This is a genomic window from Nocardiopsis sp. CNS-639, assembly GCF_000381685.1.
Taxonomy (GTDB): Bacteria; Actinomycetota; Actinomycetes; order Streptosporangiales; family Streptosporangiaceae; genus Nocardiopsis; species Nocardiopsis dassonvillei.
The window spans coordinates 4530-20485 of record NZ_KB906867.1 but is presented as its reverse complement, the minus strand read 5'-3'; the positions used below and the strand labels follow the sequence as shown (position 1 = coordinate 20485).

General features: G+C 68.1%; 16 protein-coding genes and 1 pseudogene. 7 read left to right on the top strand and 10 right to left on the bottom strand.

The window, feature by feature from the left end:
* The first annotated feature begins 193 nt into the window (after nt 1-193).
* The 4 genes from G011_RS0120075 (at nt 194) to G011_RS0120060 (ending at nt 4666) form a co-directional block, all read left to right on the top strand.
* Nucleotides 194-1246: a LacI family DNA-binding transcriptional regulator gene (locus G011_RS0120075; protein ID WP_019610065.1), complete on the top strand. Its 1053-nt coding sequence runs from the start codon at nt 194-196 to the stop codon at nt 1244-1246.
* A 216-nt stretch (nt 1247-1462) separates the two neighbouring features.
* Complete coding sequence (locus G011_RS0120070) at nt 1463-2779, top strand: extracellular solute-binding protein (protein WP_019610064.1); 1317 nt, start codon at nt 1463-1465, stop codon at nt 2777-2779.
* A gap of 62 nt (nt 2780-2841) precedes the next feature.
* Nucleotides 2842-3834 (top strand): carbohydrate ABC transporter permease, encoded by a 993-nt coding sequence (locus G011_RS0120065; protein ID WP_013156061.1) that lies wholly within the window; start codon nt 2842-2844, stop codon nt 3832-3834.
* Nucleotides 3827-4666 carry a carbohydrate ABC transporter permease gene (locus tag G011_RS0120060; RefSeq protein WP_013156060.1) on the top strand — a complete coding sequence of 280 codons (840 nt, stop codon included), beginning with the start codon at nt 3827-3829 and terminating at the stop codon, nt 4664-4666. Before G011_RS0120065 ends, G011_RS0120060 begins: the two co-directional genes overlap by 8 nt.
* Before the next feature lie 125 nt (nt 4667-4791).
* Here G011_RS0120060 and G011_RS32570 read toward each other — a convergent pair.
* Nucleotides 4792-4893: pseudogene (locus G011_RS32570) on the bottom strand (peptide-methionine (S)-S-oxide reductase); the annotation flags it as partial.
* Nucleotides 4894-5008: 115 nt separating this feature from the next.
* On the opposite strand from G011_RS32570, the gene G011_RS32900 reads away from it, so the two are divergent.
* Nucleotides 5009-6193 carry a tyrosine-type recombinase/integrase gene (locus tag G011_RS32900; protein ID WP_019610062.1) on the top strand — a complete coding sequence of 395 codons (1185 nt, stop codon included), beginning with the start codon at nt 5009-5011 and terminating at the stop codon, nt 6191-6193.
* A 59-nt stretch (nt 6194-6252) separates the two neighbouring features.
* Here G011_RS32900 and G011_RS30065 read toward each other — a convergent pair whose 3' ends face one another.
* The 9 genes from G011_RS30065 to G011_RS33030 form a co-directional block, all read right to left on the bottom strand.
* Entirely contained in the window at nt 6253-6465 is a 213-nt protein-coding gene (locus tag G011_RS30065) for a hypothetical protein (protein WP_019610061.1), read from the bottom strand.
* A gap of 17 nt (nt 6466-6482) precedes the next feature.
* Nucleotides 6483-7415: a replication-relaxation family protein gene (locus G011_RS30060; RefSeq protein WP_019610060.1), complete on the bottom strand. Its 933-nt coding sequence runs from the start codon at nt 7413-7415 to the stop codon at nt 6483-6485.
* A gap of 804 nt (nt 7416-8219) precedes the next feature.
* Complete coding sequence (locus G011_RS32560) at nt 8220-8558, bottom strand: hypothetical protein (RefSeq protein ID WP_155979808.1); 339 nt, start codon at nt 8556-8558, stop codon at nt 8220-8222.
* Between the two features lie 380 nt (nt 8559-8938).
* Nucleotides 8939-9778, bottom strand: coding sequence for a hypothetical protein (locus G011_RS0120040; RefSeq protein WP_231391541.1), 840 nt, complete (start codon nt 9776-9778; stop codon nt 8939-8941).
* A 5-nt stretch (nt 9779-9783) separates the two neighbouring features.
* Nucleotides 9784-11079 carry a histidine--tRNA ligase gene (hisS, locus tag G011_RS0120035; RefSeq protein ID WP_019610058.1) on the bottom strand — a complete coding sequence of 432 codons (1296 nt, stop codon included), beginning with the start codon at nt 11077-11079 and terminating at the stop codon, nt 9784-9786.
* A gap of 47 nt (nt 11080-11126) precedes the next feature.
* Nucleotides 11127-12143, bottom strand: coding sequence for a hypothetical protein (locus G011_RS0120030; RefSeq protein WP_231391540.1), 1017 nt, complete (start codon nt 12141-12143; stop codon nt 11127-11129).
* Nucleotides 12144-12397: 254 nt separating this feature from the next.
* Nucleotides 12398-12550, bottom strand: a complete 153-nt coding sequence (locus G011_RS32155; RefSeq protein ID WP_019610056.1) for a hypothetical protein — start codon at nt 12548-12550, stop codon at nt 12398-12400.
* A 78-nt stretch (nt 12551-12628) separates the two neighbouring features.
* Complete coding sequence (locus G011_RS33035) at nt 12629-13186, bottom strand: helix-turn-helix domain-containing protein (RefSeq protein ID WP_369757417.1); 558 nt, start codon at nt 13184-13186, stop codon at nt 12629-12631.
* 347 nt (nt 13187-13533) lie between these two features.
* The gene (locus tag G011_RS33030; RefSeq protein ID WP_369757401.1) at nt 13534-14130 is read right to left on the bottom strand and encodes an ATP-binding protein; all 597 of its coding nucleotides are present in this window, start codon (nt 14128-14130) and stop codon (nt 13534-13536) included.
* 120 nt (nt 14131-14250) lie between these two features.
* Here G011_RS33030 and G011_RS31255 point away from each other — a divergent pair, with 120 nt between their 5' ends.
* On the top strand, nt 14251-15069 hold the full coding sequence (locus G011_RS31255) for a helix-turn-helix transcriptional regulator (protein WP_196808529.1): 819 nt from the start codon (nt 14251-14253) through the stop codon (nt 15067-15069).
* The gene (locus G011_RS31250; RefSeq protein WP_081642999.1) at nt 15066-15242 is read left to right on the top strand and encodes a DUF397 domain-containing protein; all 177 of its coding nucleotides are present in this window, start codon (nt 15066-15068) and stop codon (nt 15240-15242) included. The genes G011_RS31255 and G011_RS31250 overlap by 4 nt, the downstream gene beginning before the upstream one ends.
* The last annotated feature ends 714 nt before the right edge of the window (nt 15243-15956 follow it).

Genomic DNA, 15956 nt, shown 5'->3' with positions numbered 1-15956 from the left:
CGCGTGCCGGGAAGGCCGCATGCTGAGAGACCGCGTGCGAGGAAGGCCGCGTGCCGGGCGGACCGGGCCGTTCGGCGCGGTCGCGGGACCGCACCGAGCCGCGGAGCACGTCCCGGTACCGGAACGCTCCGAGGCCGCGGTAGCAGGCGTTATCGGCGCGGGCCCCGAAGCCCGGCGGACTACCATCGTCACCATGGCAACCGGGAACACGGGTCGCAAGCGCCCCACGATCAGCGACGTCGCCCGCCGGGCGGGTGTGAGCAAGGGCGCCGTGTCCCGGGCGTTGAACACCGGTACCGGCACCAGCGCCAGCACCCGTGAACGCATCCGCCAGGCGGCGGTCGAACTGGGCTGGAGCCCGAGTTACGCCGCACGCGCGCTCAACGGCAAGTCGCTGGGCACCATCGGCCTGATCGTGCGCCGCTCCCCCGAGATCCTCGACTTCGACGCGTTCTTCCCCTCGTTCCTGTCCGGTATCGAGTCGGTGCTCTCCGGCGAGGAGCACGCCACCGTCATCCGCTTCGTACCCGACGAGCGGACCGAGGCCGCCACCTACGAGCGGTTGTTCAACGACCACTTCGTCGACGGCTTCCTGGTCACCGACCTGCGGACGGACGACGGCCGTCCCGCGATGCTGCGCCGCCTGGGCGCGCCCGCCGTGGTGGTGGGCGCGCCCGAGGGCTCCTCCGACTTCCCCACCGTCACCAACGACTCCAGGGAGGCGATCCGCGGTCTGGTGCGCTGCTTCGCCGAGGCGGGGCACCGGCGCATCGCCCACGTCCAGGGCGACCCCCACATGCTGCACGCGCACCAGCGCCGGCGCCACTGGGAGGAGGCCGTGCGCGAGCTCGGCCTGGAGCCGGGGCCCGTGGAGGAGCACGGCGGCTACACCATCGAGGGCGGGGCCCGGGCCACGGAGCGCATCCTCGCCAGGCCCGCCGCCGAACGCCCCACCGCCGTCTTCTACGGCAGCGACCTCATGGCCATAGGCGGTTACTCCGTGCTGGGGGAGGCGGGTCTGACCGTCCCCGACGACATAGCGGTGGCCGGGTTCGACGACATCCCCCTGGCCTCGTTCGTCACACCGCCGCTGACGACCGTCCGCAACAGGCACCGCGCGCTGGGCAGTGTCGGGGCCCGCATCCTGCTGGACATGCTCAAGGGGCAGGAGCCGCCGCTGTCGACCGTGCTCGTCGGTGAGCTCCGCCCGAGGAAGTCGTCCGGACAGCCGATCCAAGGCTTGTAACGGTTCCACAACTGCCCCTCCTGCCTTCCTGTGATCTCGCCTACACTGCCGAGGTAAACCGGTTTACCTAATCATCGGGTCACGCAGAGCGACGGTCGTGGCCCACGGTTCCCGACGCTCCCGCCCACGGACCGACGGGCGCGTCCGATCCGCCCGCTCCGTCACCGCCGACGCTGACGACGGGCTCACATGGCCTACAGAGAAACGGAGACGGCCGTGAAGACACCCCCCACAGCACTCCTGTCCGCCTCGACGGCGCTGGTACTGGCCGCCGCGCTGACCGGCTGCGGTTCCGGCGAGGATTCCGGGGACCAGACGCTGACCTACTGGGCCAGCAACCAGGGAGCGAGCGTAGAGGAGGACCGGGAGGTCCTCCAGCCCGTGCTGGACCGCTTCACCGAGGAGACCGGGGTGGAGGTCGAGCTGGAGGTCATCCCCTGGAGCGAGCTGTACAACCGCATCCTCACCGCGGTGAGCAGCGGCGACGGCCCCGACGTGCTCAACATCGGCAACACCTGGGCGGCCAGCCTCCAGGAGACCGGCGCCTTCGTGCCCTACGAGGGCGCGGACCTGGAGGCGGTGGGCGGCGAGGGGCGCTTCGTCGGCACCAGCTTCGCCACCGGCGGCGCCGAGGGCCAGACGCCGACGTCGGTGCCGCTCTACGGGCTGTCCTACGCGCTGTTCTACAACCCCACCATGTTCGAGGAGGCGGGCATCGAGGAACCGCCCGCGACCTGGGACGAGTTCGTCGACACCGCGGACGAGCTGACCAGGGACACCGACGACGACGGCGACGTCGACCAGTACGGGTTCGTACTGGAGGGCGGCAACGAGCGGCAGAACTCCCACATGGCCTTCATCCTCGGCCAGCAGCAGGGCGGACAGCTGTGGGGCGATGACGGGCCCTCCTTCTCCTCCGACGAGCAGGTCGCCGCGGTCAAGCAGTGGGTGGACCTGATGGCCGTGGAGGAGGTCGTCGACCCCAGCAGCGCCGAGTTCAGCGACGGCACCCAGGGCATCAGCGACTTCGTCGACGGGCGCGCGGCCATGATCATCGTGCAGGGCAGCGCCCGCACCAGCATGGCCGCCCGCGGTTTCGAGGACTACGAGGTCGCCCAGGTGCCGATGCTCGACCCGCTGCCGGGCGAGCCCATCCAGAGCCACGCGGCCGGGATCAACATCAGCGTCTTCAACGACACCGACGACAAGGAGGGCGCTCTGCGGCTGGTCGAGCACCTGACCAGCCCGGAGGAGCAGGTGTACCTGTCCCAGGAGTTCCAGACGCTGCCGGTGGCCACCGAGGCCTACGACAGCGAGGAGCTGCGGAGCGAGTCCATGGAGACCTTCCGCACGATCCTGACCGAGCACTCCGCGCCGATGCCGCTGATCCCCGAGGAGGGCCAGATGGAGACGGTGCTCGGCGAGGCGATCGGCGGGCTCTTCGCCCAGGTGGCGACCGGGGACGAGGTCACCGAGGCCGACGTCCGCCAGGCCATGGAGGCGGCCGAGACCCAGATGGACGCCGCGAACTAGGCGGTGCGGCCCTTCGGCCGCCCCGTCCCCGCGGCGGGGCGGCCGTCTGATGGAGGCGCTAGATGTCGACTACAGAAGAACAGGGGCCCGGCGCCGTCGAGGCCCCGCCCCGGACCGGCCCCGTGGAGGAACCGGGCAGGCGGCGTCCGCGCCGCCCGGGGTGGTTCCTGCCCTACGGCATGGTGCTGCCCGCGGCGGTACTGGAGCTGCTGGTCCATATCGTCCCCATGGCCCTGGGGATCTACATCGCGTTCACCTCGCTGACGCAGCTGACCATCCGGCGCTGGACGACGGCGCCGCTGGTCGGCCTGGAGAACTTCGTCCGCGGCCTCGACCCCGGAAACGCCCTGGGCAGCGCCCTGTTCGAGAGCCTGTTCCGCACCACCGTCTACACCGTGCTGGTGGTGGGGGTGTCGTGGGTGCTGGGGATGGCCGCCGCCGTCGCGTTGAACACGAAGTTCCGGGGACGCGGCGTGCTGCGCACGCTGTTCCTCGTGCCCTACGCCCTGCCGGTCTACGTCGCCGCGATCATCTGGGCGTTCATGTTCAACCAGCGCGACGGCATGGTCAACCGGGTGCTCGTGGAGGATCTGGGGCTGCTGGACGAGCGCCCGTTCTGGCTCATCGGCGAGAACGCCTTCTGGGTGCTGGTGATCGTGTCGGTGTGGCGGCTGTGGCCGTTCGCGTTCCTGATGCTGCTGGCGGCGTTGCAGAGCATCCCCGAGGACATGTACGAGGCCGCGGCCATCGACGGCGCCTCGACCTGGAGGAGGTTCACCGGCATCACGCTGCCCATGGTGCGCCCGGCGAACGCGGTCGTGCTGCTCGTCATGACGTTGTGGACGTTCAACGAGTTCAACATCCCCTTCCTGCTCTTCGGCGACACCTCGCCCGAGAGCGCGCGGCTGATCTCACCGCTGATCTACGAGCACTCCTTCGTCAACTGGAACTTCGGCCTGGGCGCCGCGATGAGCGTGCTGCTGCTCGTCGCACTGGTCATCGCGTCGGCGGTCTACGTCCGACTGGTGCTGCCCAAGGGGAGCGGCAATGCATGAGACACGCGGGTTCCGCTGGTTCCGGCGGATCGTCCTGACCTTCCTCACCGTGTTCACGGTGCTGCCCCTGTACGTGCTGGTGGTGACCTCGGTGAAGCCGCTGGAGAACGTCCGGGGGATGTTCACCTGGCTTCCGGACCGCGTCACCCTCCAGCCGTACGTGGACATGTGGACGACGATCCCGTTGGCCCGCTACCTCACCAACAGCCTGATCGTCACGACCACGGCGACGGCCCTGGCGCTGGTGGTGGCGGTGCTGGCCGCCTATCCGCTGTCACGGCTGCGCTTTCGCGGCAGGCGGCTGTTCAGCATGACGGTGCTCTCGACGCAGATGTTTCCCGGCATCCTGTTCCTGCTGCCGCTCTTCCTGATCTTCGTGCGGCTGGAGGACCTCACCGGCATCGAGTTCACCGGTTCCTACACCGGGCTGATCATCACCTACCTGACCTTCGCCCTGCCGTTCTCGATCTGGATGCTGGCCGGGTACTTCAGCGCCATCCCCGAGGGGCTGGAGGAGGCGGCGATGATCGACGGCACCGGCAGGATCGGCGCCCTGGTACGGGTCATCCTCCCCGTGGCCCGCCCGGGCATCCTCGCCGTCGGGGTGTTCGCGTTCATCACCGCCTGGGGGGAGGTGCTGTTCGCCTCGGTGCTCACCGACACCGAGACCCGCACACTCTCCATCGGGCTGGAGCTCTACACCAGCCAGACCGACACCCTGTGGAACGAGCTGCTGGCCGCGTCGGTGACCGTCTCCCTGCCGGTGGTCGTGGCCTTCATGCTGGTGCAGCGCTACCTCGTGTCCGGGCTGTCGGCGGGCGCGGTGAAGTAGCGGAAGGGCTCCCGCCGCCCCGGCCCCGCCGACAGCGGGCGCGCGGGGCGGTCGGGGCCCTCACGCCCGCTGCACGCCTCCGAGCGGCCCCGTCACGCCGACGCGGTCCCGAGAGGACCTCCCGCTCACTCGGTGGGCGCCACACCGATCGGGCAGCTGGCGCCGGTCCCGCCGATGCCGCAGTAGCCGTTGGGGTTCTTGGCGTCGGACAGGTACTGCTGGTGGTAGTGCAGGACGATCCGGTGTTGTCACAGGTCAGGCCGTATACGGCTTCTGTCTTGATGGGAGCAACCATCGTTCAGCCATCACCAGCTCCCACCTGGACGACAAGGGAGCCGAGCATTGCCCCAGAAGCCGATCAGCCTCGGTCACGGCAAGGGCAGCATCTTCAAGCGCTGTGAGTGCGCCGACCAGACGCGCTGCAAGCACGAGTGGCACATCCGCTACCGCATCGACGGCAGGCCCCGTGAGGAGGGACACGACCAGGGCTGGACCCGCCGACAGGCGGAGGGCCGCCTGAAGGAGGTCAACAGGGCCAAGTTCGCCGAGGCGCCCGTGGAGCGCGCCACCATCCGTTCGGTCCCGTCCTTCGAACGGTTCACCTGCGACTACCTGCGCGGCCGAATCGATCTGGGCAAAAACACCCAGCGCAACTACCGCAGCATCCTGGAGAACCACGTCTACCCCGAACTGGGACGCCTGCCCATCAACCGCATCGCCCGCAACCCCCACGTGCTGAACCAGTTCAAGCACCTCGTCGACACGGGGTTCACCTATGGACGGCTCAAGGTCACGCGCGACCTGCTGCACATGGTCTTCGAGGAGGCCCGACTGGAGAAGGTCATCACCGACAACCCCGTGACACGCATCCCCCTGCCACCCGAACCCCTGGGCGAGTTCTACCTGCCCACCGCGCAGGAGATCCACGCCCTGGCCGAGGCCATGCCGCCCCACCTGAGCCTGGGGGTCTACCTGGGAGCGGGCTGCGGGCTGCGCCTGGGCGAGATCCTGGCGGCCAACGCCTCCTGCCTGCGGGAGGGCAACACCTACAGGCTCAACCACCAGTGGACCAAGCACAGCGAGTTCGGGCCCCTCAAGCACCGGCTCCAAGGCGAATACCGGGACACGCCGATCAGCGACGAACTGGTCTCCTGCATGGAAGAGCACCAGAAACGGTACGGGCTGACCCCGGACGGCTACTACCTGCGCGGGATGCGGCGGGAGTTCCTCAAACTCCGCGTCCCGCGGGGCGGTGAACACCTGAGGGACGTCCCCGTCTCGCACGCCGCGTGGGCCACCGCCTTCAGCACGGCACGGCGCATCGCCCAGATCCCGCCCGAGGTCGACACCAAGAGCCTGCGGCACTTCTTCGCCTCCACGGCCGTGCGCAATGGCATCCCGCTGTCGGACGTGGCCGACTACATGGGCCACAAGGACATGCAGGTCACCCACAAGACCTACAAGCACCTGTTGCCCGAATCCCTGACCAGCATGAGCAGGGTGGTCAGCAAGGCCCTGTTCCAGTAGCGCCGACAACGACCGGAGGTCCCCGACGGCGTGCCGGGGACCTCCCCCATCGACAGGCCCTACCTCTGCCGGTGCACCCACTTCCTCAGCTCGGCCGGGTCGCAGCGCAGCGACCTGCCGATCACCACCAGGGGCAGCCCCAGATCACGGCCCTCCATCCGCGCCCAGCGCTCGGACTTGCCCAAGTAGCGCGCCACCTCCTTGAGCGTCATCAGCCGTTCCATGCTCCTGTCGTCTGTCTCCGCCGCTCTCTCCTCCCCGGTCGCGGACATGCTGGGACAGGGTGGCTTCAGCGCCTGGGTGACCCGAGACCCAGCGCGAAGTCCGCGTACTGCTCCTGGTCCCATGACGGGTCGAGCAGGTTGAGCCAGATCCGGGCCCGCGGCCCCTGCTCCACCAGGTCGGTCATCGTCGCGCAGCCGATCGCGAACCTCGGCCGAGGCACCATCAGGTACTGCGAGGCCCGGACGTAGACCGCCAGATCGGTCCGGCGGTTGGCCAGACGACGTTCGTTAGCCCCGTCCAGGACCACCAGCACCCGGGGAAAGCGCGGGTAGCGCTTGCGCCACGCCGGGCGCGCCGGCCCGTCCGCCGCGCTCCTGCGTTTAGGCAGGGGGTGGTGGTCGAAGTAGCGGGCGTAGGCCACGAGCTTGTTCGCCAGCCGGTGTACGGGCATGGTGGCGCGGTCCACCTCCACCAGGAACTGGATCTGTGTGCGGTTCCCGCTGGGTTCGACGACGATGTAGTGCAGTAGGGCGTCGCTGATCACGTGGGTGTCGGCGAATCTGCCGTTGGCCTTGGTGTAGCGGTGGGCCACCTCCGGGATCCAGTGCAGGGGTTCGAAGCCGTCGCCCAGGAGGCGGGCGTGTTCGAGGAAGGCCAGGCCCGTCTCGACCACCGCCAGCGTGTGCTCGGCGAGTGGGCCCGCAGCGCGCTGGTGGCTCATTCGGTAGGGGCGTACCGGTACCTGGTCGGTGTCGTGTACCGCGTGTGCTCCTGCGGGGGTGAGGTACCAGCGGTGTGGTCGGCGGCCCGGGGGCACCACGCGGTCGGCCAGGCCTTGGGTGCGCAGTTGGTGCAGGACGTGGAGCATGTACCGGCGTGAGGCGGCATCCGGGGTGAGCATGCGGGCCAGTTGGTGGCTGGTGGCCAGGCGGTGCTGGTAGAGCACCGCCTGGGTGTGTTGGGCCAGGGCGCTGGCCTCGATGGTGCGGATCGGCAAACCCTCGTCCTCCTCGGCGTGGGGACAGACGTCGCGTCATAAGGGGGAAGCCCGCCAGGGGCGAGCATGTGACGCATCACGATCGCGCGACCGGGACCTTGAGGGGGAGCGGCGTTTTTGTCCGGGGGGAGAGAACTCCCCCGTCTCGCATCACCACAGAGGTCGAAAGTTCTGCGCCCCGCCCCAGGAGAAAGGAAGAGCACACCACAGCGCCTTTCAGGTCAATCCTGAGGCGCTCACTTTCCTCGTTCGACTCCTTTCTCCGGGGTGGTCCTTCCAGGGCTCCAGGGCGCAACTGAGGGCCTTGGCGGCACACAGGGGACGAGTACACCAGCCCTGCAGCCGCCGCCCTCCCGGCCCGGCCGGGCACCGGCTCAGACACACAGCATGTACGGGTGTTCCCAGCTCAGGTGGAGAGGCGAGCAGGTGAGCGGAGTTCAGGCAGGAGAGTGACAGGAAGCGAGGCTGGAGGTGGCATCACGATCGTGGGGAGACCGGGCGGAAGGTAGGTCACCGTGGCCTGGAACGTTGGGAAGCACCGCAGGTCTACAGAGGGGAGAGCGCGATCCAGGCGGAGCAGAGGAAGACAGGAGGTATAAGAAGGAAGACGCTTCTCTCCTATATAAGGGAAGAGAGAAGATGTCGGCGTTTGCCGACAACACCTCATCTCCTACTGCGTCAGGCTTTGACGCTTCCGGTGGCTGCGGAAAGGTCGAACCCGTCCCTGTAGTGGTGCCTGTAGCGTCCGGTCAACCGTGGGGTCAACCATTGTCCGAACCCTTAGGTCAACCCTGCTGAGGGCGTTCACGTCTGGGCGTCTACTCCCCACGGCGCTGCTGCCCGCAGGGCTGCCCGTTCAGGGCGCAGCGGGGCGACCGTTCGTACCCGGGGACCGGCTGACGCAGGCTCCGGCAACCTCGGGAGAAGGCCCCGGCCAGCGCGGTCCAGAGCCGTTCCGGTGGCCTGGTCCAGGCGGACCAGGCCGCGTGAGAGGTGGCACACCTTGGACAGGCTCTCGGACCATGCCAGTACGGCCGCGAACGCCCGGCGTTCGAAGAACGCCCCGCGCCTGGCCGTCGCACCGTGCTGCTGCGCGGTCGTGTCCATGGGTGTACCGGGCTGGCCGTGCTCGCGTACCACCATGGGCCGACCTCGTACCACTGTGTTCCACCGCCCGTCGGCAAGGGCACCAGTGCTGGTCACAGCGGTTTGCCGACAGAATCGGCAAACCACGTCGGCAAACCCCGGCCGCAGGCGGGTCGGGTCGGCAAACCCGCCTGTGTCACCGCTTCACGGAGTTGCCGACTCCCCGCATACAGCTCCGGTGCCCTGCCTGCTCCTGTGGGACAGAGCGGTCGGCACTGGTCCGGGCGGAGCCGGGCACTCATGTGGCCACAGATGTATGGGCCAGTGGAGACTCCGCGCTCCTCGCGAGAAGAGGGCGGGGCCTGACCCGGCTCACCGAGCGGGACCCAGCCGTGGTCGACTGCTGCGGAGCGAAGGTCATCGCCCGCTCCGTCGGTTCACGACGCCAGCTCCCGCAGGAGTCGCATGCCTGCCCGGTGAGCGTGGTCTGCCTGAACGGTGTTCTCGCCCCGCCTGCGCGCGCCCAGCACGCGGTTCGCGCACACCCACACGCGGCTGATGAGTCCGTCTCGTGTGGACAGAACGGGGAACCGTTCGATGATCTCCGCACCCAGTTCGGGAACGCGGTAGGACGCCTCCCAGAGTTTCGCCGCGTCCAGCCCACGCGGCACTCGTCCCCAGCTGTCCCAGTCGAGCAGGAACAGCTCCGGGGCCGTCACGTTCCCCCAGTGCAGGTCGCCATGACCGATGCACCAGTCGGACACGGTCGTGTCGGCGCACCCTCCGAACGCCTGGGTGATGGAGCGGTCGATGTCCTCCTGGACAAGGGAGACACGGTCGGTGTCGGTGGCCGCCAGGTTCACCAGAGCGAGGCTCAGGGAGGTCCACCAGGACTCGGGAAGTCGGGGAGGCTCGTCCACGACGTAACCCACCGACACGGTCCGCTGGTCCACGAACGTCATCTCCTCGGCTCGGCATACGAAGCCGCCGTGCGTCCAGTGGACGGCCTGGAGGAAATCGGGCCGGGGGACTCCGCGTACGGCCGTGGAGGCTTCCAGGCCGCTGAACTCGCGCGGGAAGATCCAGCCGGGGCGGTGCCAACTGATCCGCGCCCACGTACCCCGCCCGGTCGGCATTCCCAGGGAGGGACGTGTTCCAGCCGGAGCCTGCCCCTCTTCGATGAGATCGGTACCGAGCCGGACAGCGACCTGTTGGAGCAGGTCGCGCCGGAACGCGGGTGAGGGCGACCGTGCGAGGCAGGGGGTGGGCGCGGTCAAGGGGCTTACCTTTCGATCAGCTCCTGGAGGTAGGAGGCGGCGGTGCCGAGGGGGGCGCGGGTCTGCTCGCCCGACTCCATGTCGCGGACGGTCACCTCACCGGACTCCTGTTCCTCAGGACCGTAGAGGACGGTGAAGCGGGCGTGCTGGGCGTTGGCCCACTGGAGCTGCTTGCCGAGCTTGCGCGACGCTCCTAGGAACATGCCCACGCGCAGGCCGCCCGAGCGCAGTTCGCCCGCCAGGCGCATCAGCTCGGCCTCCCCGCCCAGAACGGTCAGGGCGACGTCGAGGCCGCGCGGTTCGGCGTCCTGGGAGTCCTGCATGGCCAGGATGCGCTCGATACCGATGGAACCACCGCAGGCGGGTGCGTCGGGGCCGCCCAGGGAGGCGACCAGGCCGTCATAGCGCCCTCCGGCCGCGACCGCGCCGGGGAAGCCGTCGGCTTCAACCTCCCAGATGGCTCCGGTGTAGTAGTCCAGGCCGCGCACCATCCGGGGGGCGAAGACGACACGCTCCCCGAGGTCGGCGGTCAGTTCCAACAGGCTGTCGATCTCGGCCAGACCCCGTTGCCCGCGTTCGGTGGTGGCGAGCTTGGAGCGGATGAGCTCCGGGTCGTCGGCGGCCACGTCCTCGGCCAGGCTCTCGGCGACGGACACGTCCAGGCCGCGTTCGTCGATGAGTTCCTTCGCGACGGCCTGGACGCCGATCTTGTCGAGCTTGTCCAGGGTGGCCAGGACCCCGTCACCGCGGTCCTCGGCCACCTCGTAGACCTCCAGTAGACCGCGCAGGGCCTCACGGCTGTTGACCAGGAAGCGGAAGCTCCCGACTCCCAGGGCGTCGAGACCGTCGGCGATGGCGCGCACGATCTCGGCATCGGCCAGCGGTGAGGTGGAGCCCACGGTGTCCACGTCACACTGGACGAACTCGCGGAACCGGCCTTCCTGGGGGCGGTCGGCCCGCCACACCGGACCGATGGCGTAGCGCTTGAAGGGGGAGGGCAGCTTGGAGCCGTGGGTACCGATGACGCGGGCCAGCGGCACCGTGTGGTCATAGCGCAGAGCCAGGTCGGGCTGTCCGCTGGCCTCGTGGACGCCCCGGCGCAAGATCTTGAACAGGAGCTTGGAGGCCTCCTCGCCGTACTTGCCGGTGACCACCTCGATCCGCTCGAACGCAGGGGTCTCCAACGGGTCGAACCCGTAGCGTTCGAAGACCTCGGAGACGGTGGCGATGGCCGCCCTCCTGCGCCTCAGGTCGTCCGCGAGGAAGTCCCGCGTTCCTGAGGGTGCCTGCGCCTTAGCCATGTTGGTGCCGCTTCCCGTGCCGTGGTGAATGCGTGGACAGCGCCAGACTACTGCTGCTCCGCTTCGCCGACCGACCAGTCGGGAAAGTACCGGCTGAGCAGCCTCACCAGCGCTTTCCTCTCGCTCGGATCTCCGTGACCGGTGTGAACGAGCGGCGTACCGTCGATCTCCTCCAGGGTCTCCCACCCGTTCAGGGAGTCCATGAGGTCTCGCACCCCCGTCATCAGGGACAGGGACATCTGGGGGACGATCGCGTCCAGGGCATGGGCCTGGTAGTAGATCGAGGACCGCCGCGGGGCGGTGCTGTCGATCCGTTCGCTGTAGTTCACTTCGCTCACCCGCGGATAGCAGGAGTCCAGCAGCACCTTGGGCACGTCCCAGACGGGCATGAAGCAGTCCACGTGGCCGACGCGGCGTTTGGGGTAGGGCAGCGGGCGACGTCCGTTCATCAGGCAGAAGAGCAGTTCCGCCATGACGTCCTCACGGTTGTAGCCCATCAGCAGGCAGGCGCCGCCGATCTCGCGGTTCAGCGCACGTCCGACCATGTTGAGCAGCCAGGTGCCGAAGAAGTGGCTGGCGTCGGCGCCGTAGGTGGAGCGGACCTCACGCCACAGGACCTCGGGAGACGCCGACATGCCCAGGAGGGAGGCGATGTCCTCGGGGTGGAGCACGCGGTGGCCGAACCCGTACCCCTCGCACAGGTCGCGGGCGCGGTCGGCAGCGGTTCCCCTCCACAGCGGGTCCAGGACCACCGTGAAGCAAAGCACCTGGTCGGGGCGCAGCCCTTCGGCGCGGACGTAGCGGTCCAGGCCGCGCACGAGGCTGCTGGAGTCCCCACCGCCGGAGATTCCCGCGACGAGCGGGAGCGTGACCCCGTACCCGCGCAGGAAGTCCGCGATCTTGGTGAAGACGATCTCTCGGAGCTGTTCGTCGTCCACCAGGTGAACCCGGTGCTCGGGGTCCTTCTCGGCGTACCGCAGGTCGTACATCGCGGCGACGGGCTCGGCGCTGTGCTCTCGGGTGTGCAGGGTGTGCGGCAGGATCTCCACATCGGTGTTGCGCATGCATTGCAGGATCACCGTGCTCGGTTCCGGGATCTGCCCCAGCGTGTGAGTGATGGGAACGGGACGCAGGCTTCCGTCTCCGGGGACTTCGTATGCCTGGAACATCGAGGGGGGCATGCGGTTGGCCCGAAGCAGGTCGGCGAAGGACAACTCGTCGGCTGGCGCGACCGGGCGGGCGCCGTTCGCGAAGAGCACTGTGACCCGTTCCCACTTACTCACTCAGGTGGCTCCTGTTCGTGTCGTGTGTCGTAGGCCTAGAAGTGCGCGGTCAGCGCCGAGCAGGCCAGGGTCTCCTCGACCTGCGGCAGGGTCATGCGGTCCATGCCGACCTGCGGCAGGGTGCGCGTCATGACGGCCGCCAACTCGGCCAGGTCGGAAGTCGTCGGACCGGTCGTGTCGGTGTTCATGAACGGTGTCCTTCCTTCGATGCGCCCGGCCGCGAAGCGGCGGGGCGTGGCCGCGCACCGGTCGGTGCACGGGGCTCGTCACATGCTTCGCTCGGACGGTCGCCCTCCGGAGAGCGTCCGAGGTCCTTCACCAGGCCGGGGGTCACGAGTGCTCTGAGGTCCTGGTTTAGGAGCGACCAGGGCGAACCAGGCGGTTGCCCCGTTCCGGGAGCTGTTCACTCCCCACGTGGTGTCTTCGGTGACCAGCAGACGCGGCCCGTCCTGATCGGCGACGAACGCGATCGCTGGAGGTTGGCCGGTTGGGGAGGATGACTTCCTCACCTGCACATCGATGGGTCCGGGAGCGTTGATGACCACGCGCGGCGTGTCCGCCGACGGGCTCGACTGAGCGGGCTCAGGTTCCGTGGTGTCGGTGCAGCCTGCGGGCAGGAGCCATCGCAGCCCCCAACGGACGCCGGGTGTCCCCAGGCCTTCGAAGAACTCGACGGCGCGCCGCGGGGCCGGGGTCCTGTTCCCGGACTCCCACCCGGAGATGGAGGATTGGCTGACACCGGCCAACTGGGCGAGTGCCGTCTGGGACAGGTTCCGGGTCAGAGGGTGGGAGCGCAGGAGCCGCACCACGGCCACGACGTCCATACGTTCGACGGCGACGATCATCTCGGGCTCTCTCCACACTCCGTCGGGAATACAGGAGCAACGCTGATGGGGCGCTCCTTCGCGGCGGGGGCGTCCACAGTGGGTGCAGAGAACCATCGGTGCTCGCTCTTCTTCGCTGTCACTGGTGTTGCCGTATTCGTTCGTAGAGGCCCTGGGCGCTCGGATCGCTGAGCATCAGGGGGTGGGGGCCGCCACGCAGGAAGGCCCAGAACCGGCGTGAGCCGGGGCCCCAGAACACGAGCCACCGAAGGCCGACATGGCGTTGCAGTTCTCGGGCGACGTCGTAAGCGCCTTGGTCGTCCGCACGTTGCCACCCCATGGCGGCCTCACGCGGCGGGGACGCGGGGGGCGCGGTCGATCTCGAACCACACCGTGGTCCGGCCTCCTTCGCGGATCGTGCCCCAGCGGCTCGCCTCGCTCGCGACCAGGTGCAGACCGAATCCGCCTTCGGCGAGCGGATCCAGCGGTCGGGGGTGGGGGAAGGTGTCCTGCTCCCCGCGGGAGCCCTGGTCGGTGACGCGAACCTGGTACCTGCCGGGCAGTTTGAACACCGCCACCGTTACCGTGCCCCCGGGGTCGCCGCTGCGCGAGTGGCGAAGGGCGTTGGTGAACAGCTCCGACGCCAGCAGCGCGAGGACTTCTGTCTGGTTGTCGCCGTTGGTGCGGGCTCGGATGCGGCGCCGCATAACGGCGACCTGGCTCGGCTCTCCCGGAAGGGCGATCGCGGCGCCGAGGTGCGGACGGTCCGCGTCCAAAGTCAGAGGAGCGTTCGAGCGAGGGTCAGCAAGGCGTCGAGGCAGCCGTTCACCATTGCTTCCATGCAACCGCTCTGTGTTCAACCCGATCACCTTGCCCACACAGATCACCCTTGGTCGTGCCCGTTCAGAAACGTTCAATGACGTTCGGTCTCTGGAAGAGAGCATGAACGGGAGGCAGGAAAGAAGCCAGAGATGCCGCTTAATCAGGTCAGACGCGGGAATGCCGCATCATTCTGCGTCATCAGCGCAGAGTCGATGCAGCATCGCCTATGGCATAGTGCTGACATGGCGACCGAAGCCCCTCCCAGCGCATGGCGCGAGTTTGGTGCGAAAATAAGCCATTTGCGAGATATGGCCGGATTGTCACAGCTAGAGCTGGCCCAACGGTGCGGCATGGCACGAAGCACCCTTGGTGGCTACGAGACCGGCCACCGCAAGCCCAGGCGCGGTCATGTCGAGACCCTGGACAGGGAACTGGATGCGCACGGAGGGGTTCTACGCTCCTGGGAGACCGCGAGGCGCATGGACAACAACCCGGAGTGGTTCCGGGCGATCGCTGACGCGGAGAAGTATGCGACGAGCATCGAGATGTTCCACTCGGCGCTCGTCCCCGGAAGGTTCCAGATACCCGACTACGCTCGTTCGGTCCTGACCGACTGTCGGCCTGGAGACCACCCGACCAACATCGAACGCCTGGTGAAGATCCGGACGTCGATGCTGCCCAAGTTGCTCTGGCACAACCGTCCGCAGATGCTCTTGGTCCTGACCGAGTATGTGATCCGGCACAACATAGGATCGCCGCAAGTTCAGGCGAAGCAGCTCGATCACCTGCTGAAATTACAAGCTGACGGCACGATCCGACTGCTCATCGTCCCCTCGGGAACCCAGAACCGAGCCGGTGTCGCGACGGGGCCGTTCAGACTCATCTCCTTCGAGGATCGACTGCCGCTGGCCTATGCCGAACATGCCTCCGGCGGGGTGATCATCGACCAGCGGGACGAGGTCAGGCGCTTGGACGCTATCTTCGGGGAACAGATGTCCTGGGCGCTTACACCCGCAGCGTCTCTGGACCTGGTGAAGCAAGTGAGAGGTGACCTGGCATGACTGCCGAATGGCACAAGTCCTCGTACAGCAGCGGCAACAACGAGTGCGTGGAAGTGCGGGAGCACGAGTCAGGCGCCGACGTGCGCGACACCGCTCACCGCGAGGCAGGGCACATCACTGTTCCCTTGAACCAGTGGGTAGCACTGATCGCTCAGGCTCGTGGAACCCATTAGCCGACCAGTAGTAGCCCCCGCTCCGGCTTGCCCCCAGGAAACGCCCTTCTGGGGGTGAGGTCGTGTTCCCCTTTCGATCGTCACCAGAGGTCGAGAAGATGCCCGAGCTGTTCAACACTCCAAGCCGAGGCGCTGTCCGCTCGCAGGGGCGATGAAGGCGTGGGTGTGCTCCACGGTCGCCCTGTACCGGATCCCGTTGCTACCCCTCGCAGGGGCGATGAAGGCACTACCCGCACCCCTCCCAGAACACCTCAGACTCGTTGCTACCCCTCGCAGAGGCGATGAAGGCCCGCCGCGAACTGGACGCCCTCACCGAGGTCACCACGTTGCTACCCCTCGCAGGGGCGATGAAGGCGCTACGCCCAGTACGGCAACCGCCGCGACGGCTACAGTTGCTACCCCTCGCAGGGGCGATGGAGGCTACTCAGCGGCCCGTGCCATCCCCACGTCGACCGGTGTTGCTACCCCTCGCAGGAGCAATGAAGGCAGGGACGCGGTGTTTACCGCGGTAAACAAGAGCCTCGTTACCACCCCTTGCAGGGGCCATAAAGGCGGTTCCGCCGTGGGAGGTGGCCATGGCCAGGCGGGGTTGCTACCCCTCGTAGGGGCAATGAAGGCGCGAAGCCGCCAGGTCCAAGGCCTACTTCCACGGGGTTGCTACCCCTTGTAGGAGCGATGAAGGCCACCCACACACCAGCACTCCCTGTGGGTGCC

Coding starts and splice junctions, on each gene's coding strand:
- G011_RS0120075 (WP_019610065.1), top strand. CDS start 194: ATGGCAACCGGGAACACGGGTCGCAAGCGCCCCACGATCAGCGACGTC.
- G011_RS0120065 (WP_013156061.1), top strand. CDS start 2,842: ATGTCGACTACAGAAGAACAGGGGCCCGGCGCCGTCGAGGCCCCGCCC.
- G011_RS0120060 (WP_013156060.1), top strand. CDS start 3,827: ATGCATGAGACACGCGGGTTCCGCTGGTTCCGGCGGATCGTCCTGACC.
- G011_RS30065 (WP_019610061.1), bottom strand. CDS start 6,465: ATGTCCGCGACCGGGGAGGAGAGAGCGGCGGAGACAGACGACAGGAGC.
- G011_RS32560 (WP_155979808.1), bottom strand. CDS start 8,558: ATGGTGGTACGCGAGCACGGCCAGCCCGGTACACCCATGGACACGACC.
- hisS (WP_019610058.1), bottom strand. CDS start 11,079: ATGGCTAAGGCGCAGGCACCCTCAGGAACGCGGGACTTCCTCGCGGAC.
- G011_RS0120030 (WP_231391540.1), bottom strand. CDS start 12,143: ATGCGCAACACCGATGTGGAGATCCTGCCGCACACCCTGCACACCCGA.
- G011_RS32155 (WP_019610056.1), bottom strand. CDS start 12,550: ATGAACACCGACACGACCGGTCCGACGACTTCCGACCTGGCCGAGTTG.
- G011_RS33035 (WP_369757417.1), bottom strand. CDS start 13,186: ATGGACGTCGTGGCCGTGGTGCGGCTCCTGCGCTCCCACCCTCTGACC.
- G011_RS33030 (WP_369757401.1), bottom strand. CDS start 14,130: ATGCTCTCTTCCAGAGACCGAACGTCATTGAACGTTTCTGAACGGGCA.
- G011_RS31255 (WP_196808529.1), top strand. CDS start 14,251: ATGGCGACCGAAGCCCCTCCCAGCGCATGGCGCGAGTTTGGTGCGAAA.
- G011_RS31250 (WP_081642999.1), top strand. CDS start 15,066: ATGACTGCCGAATGGCACAAGTCCTCGTACAGCAGCGGCAACAACGAG.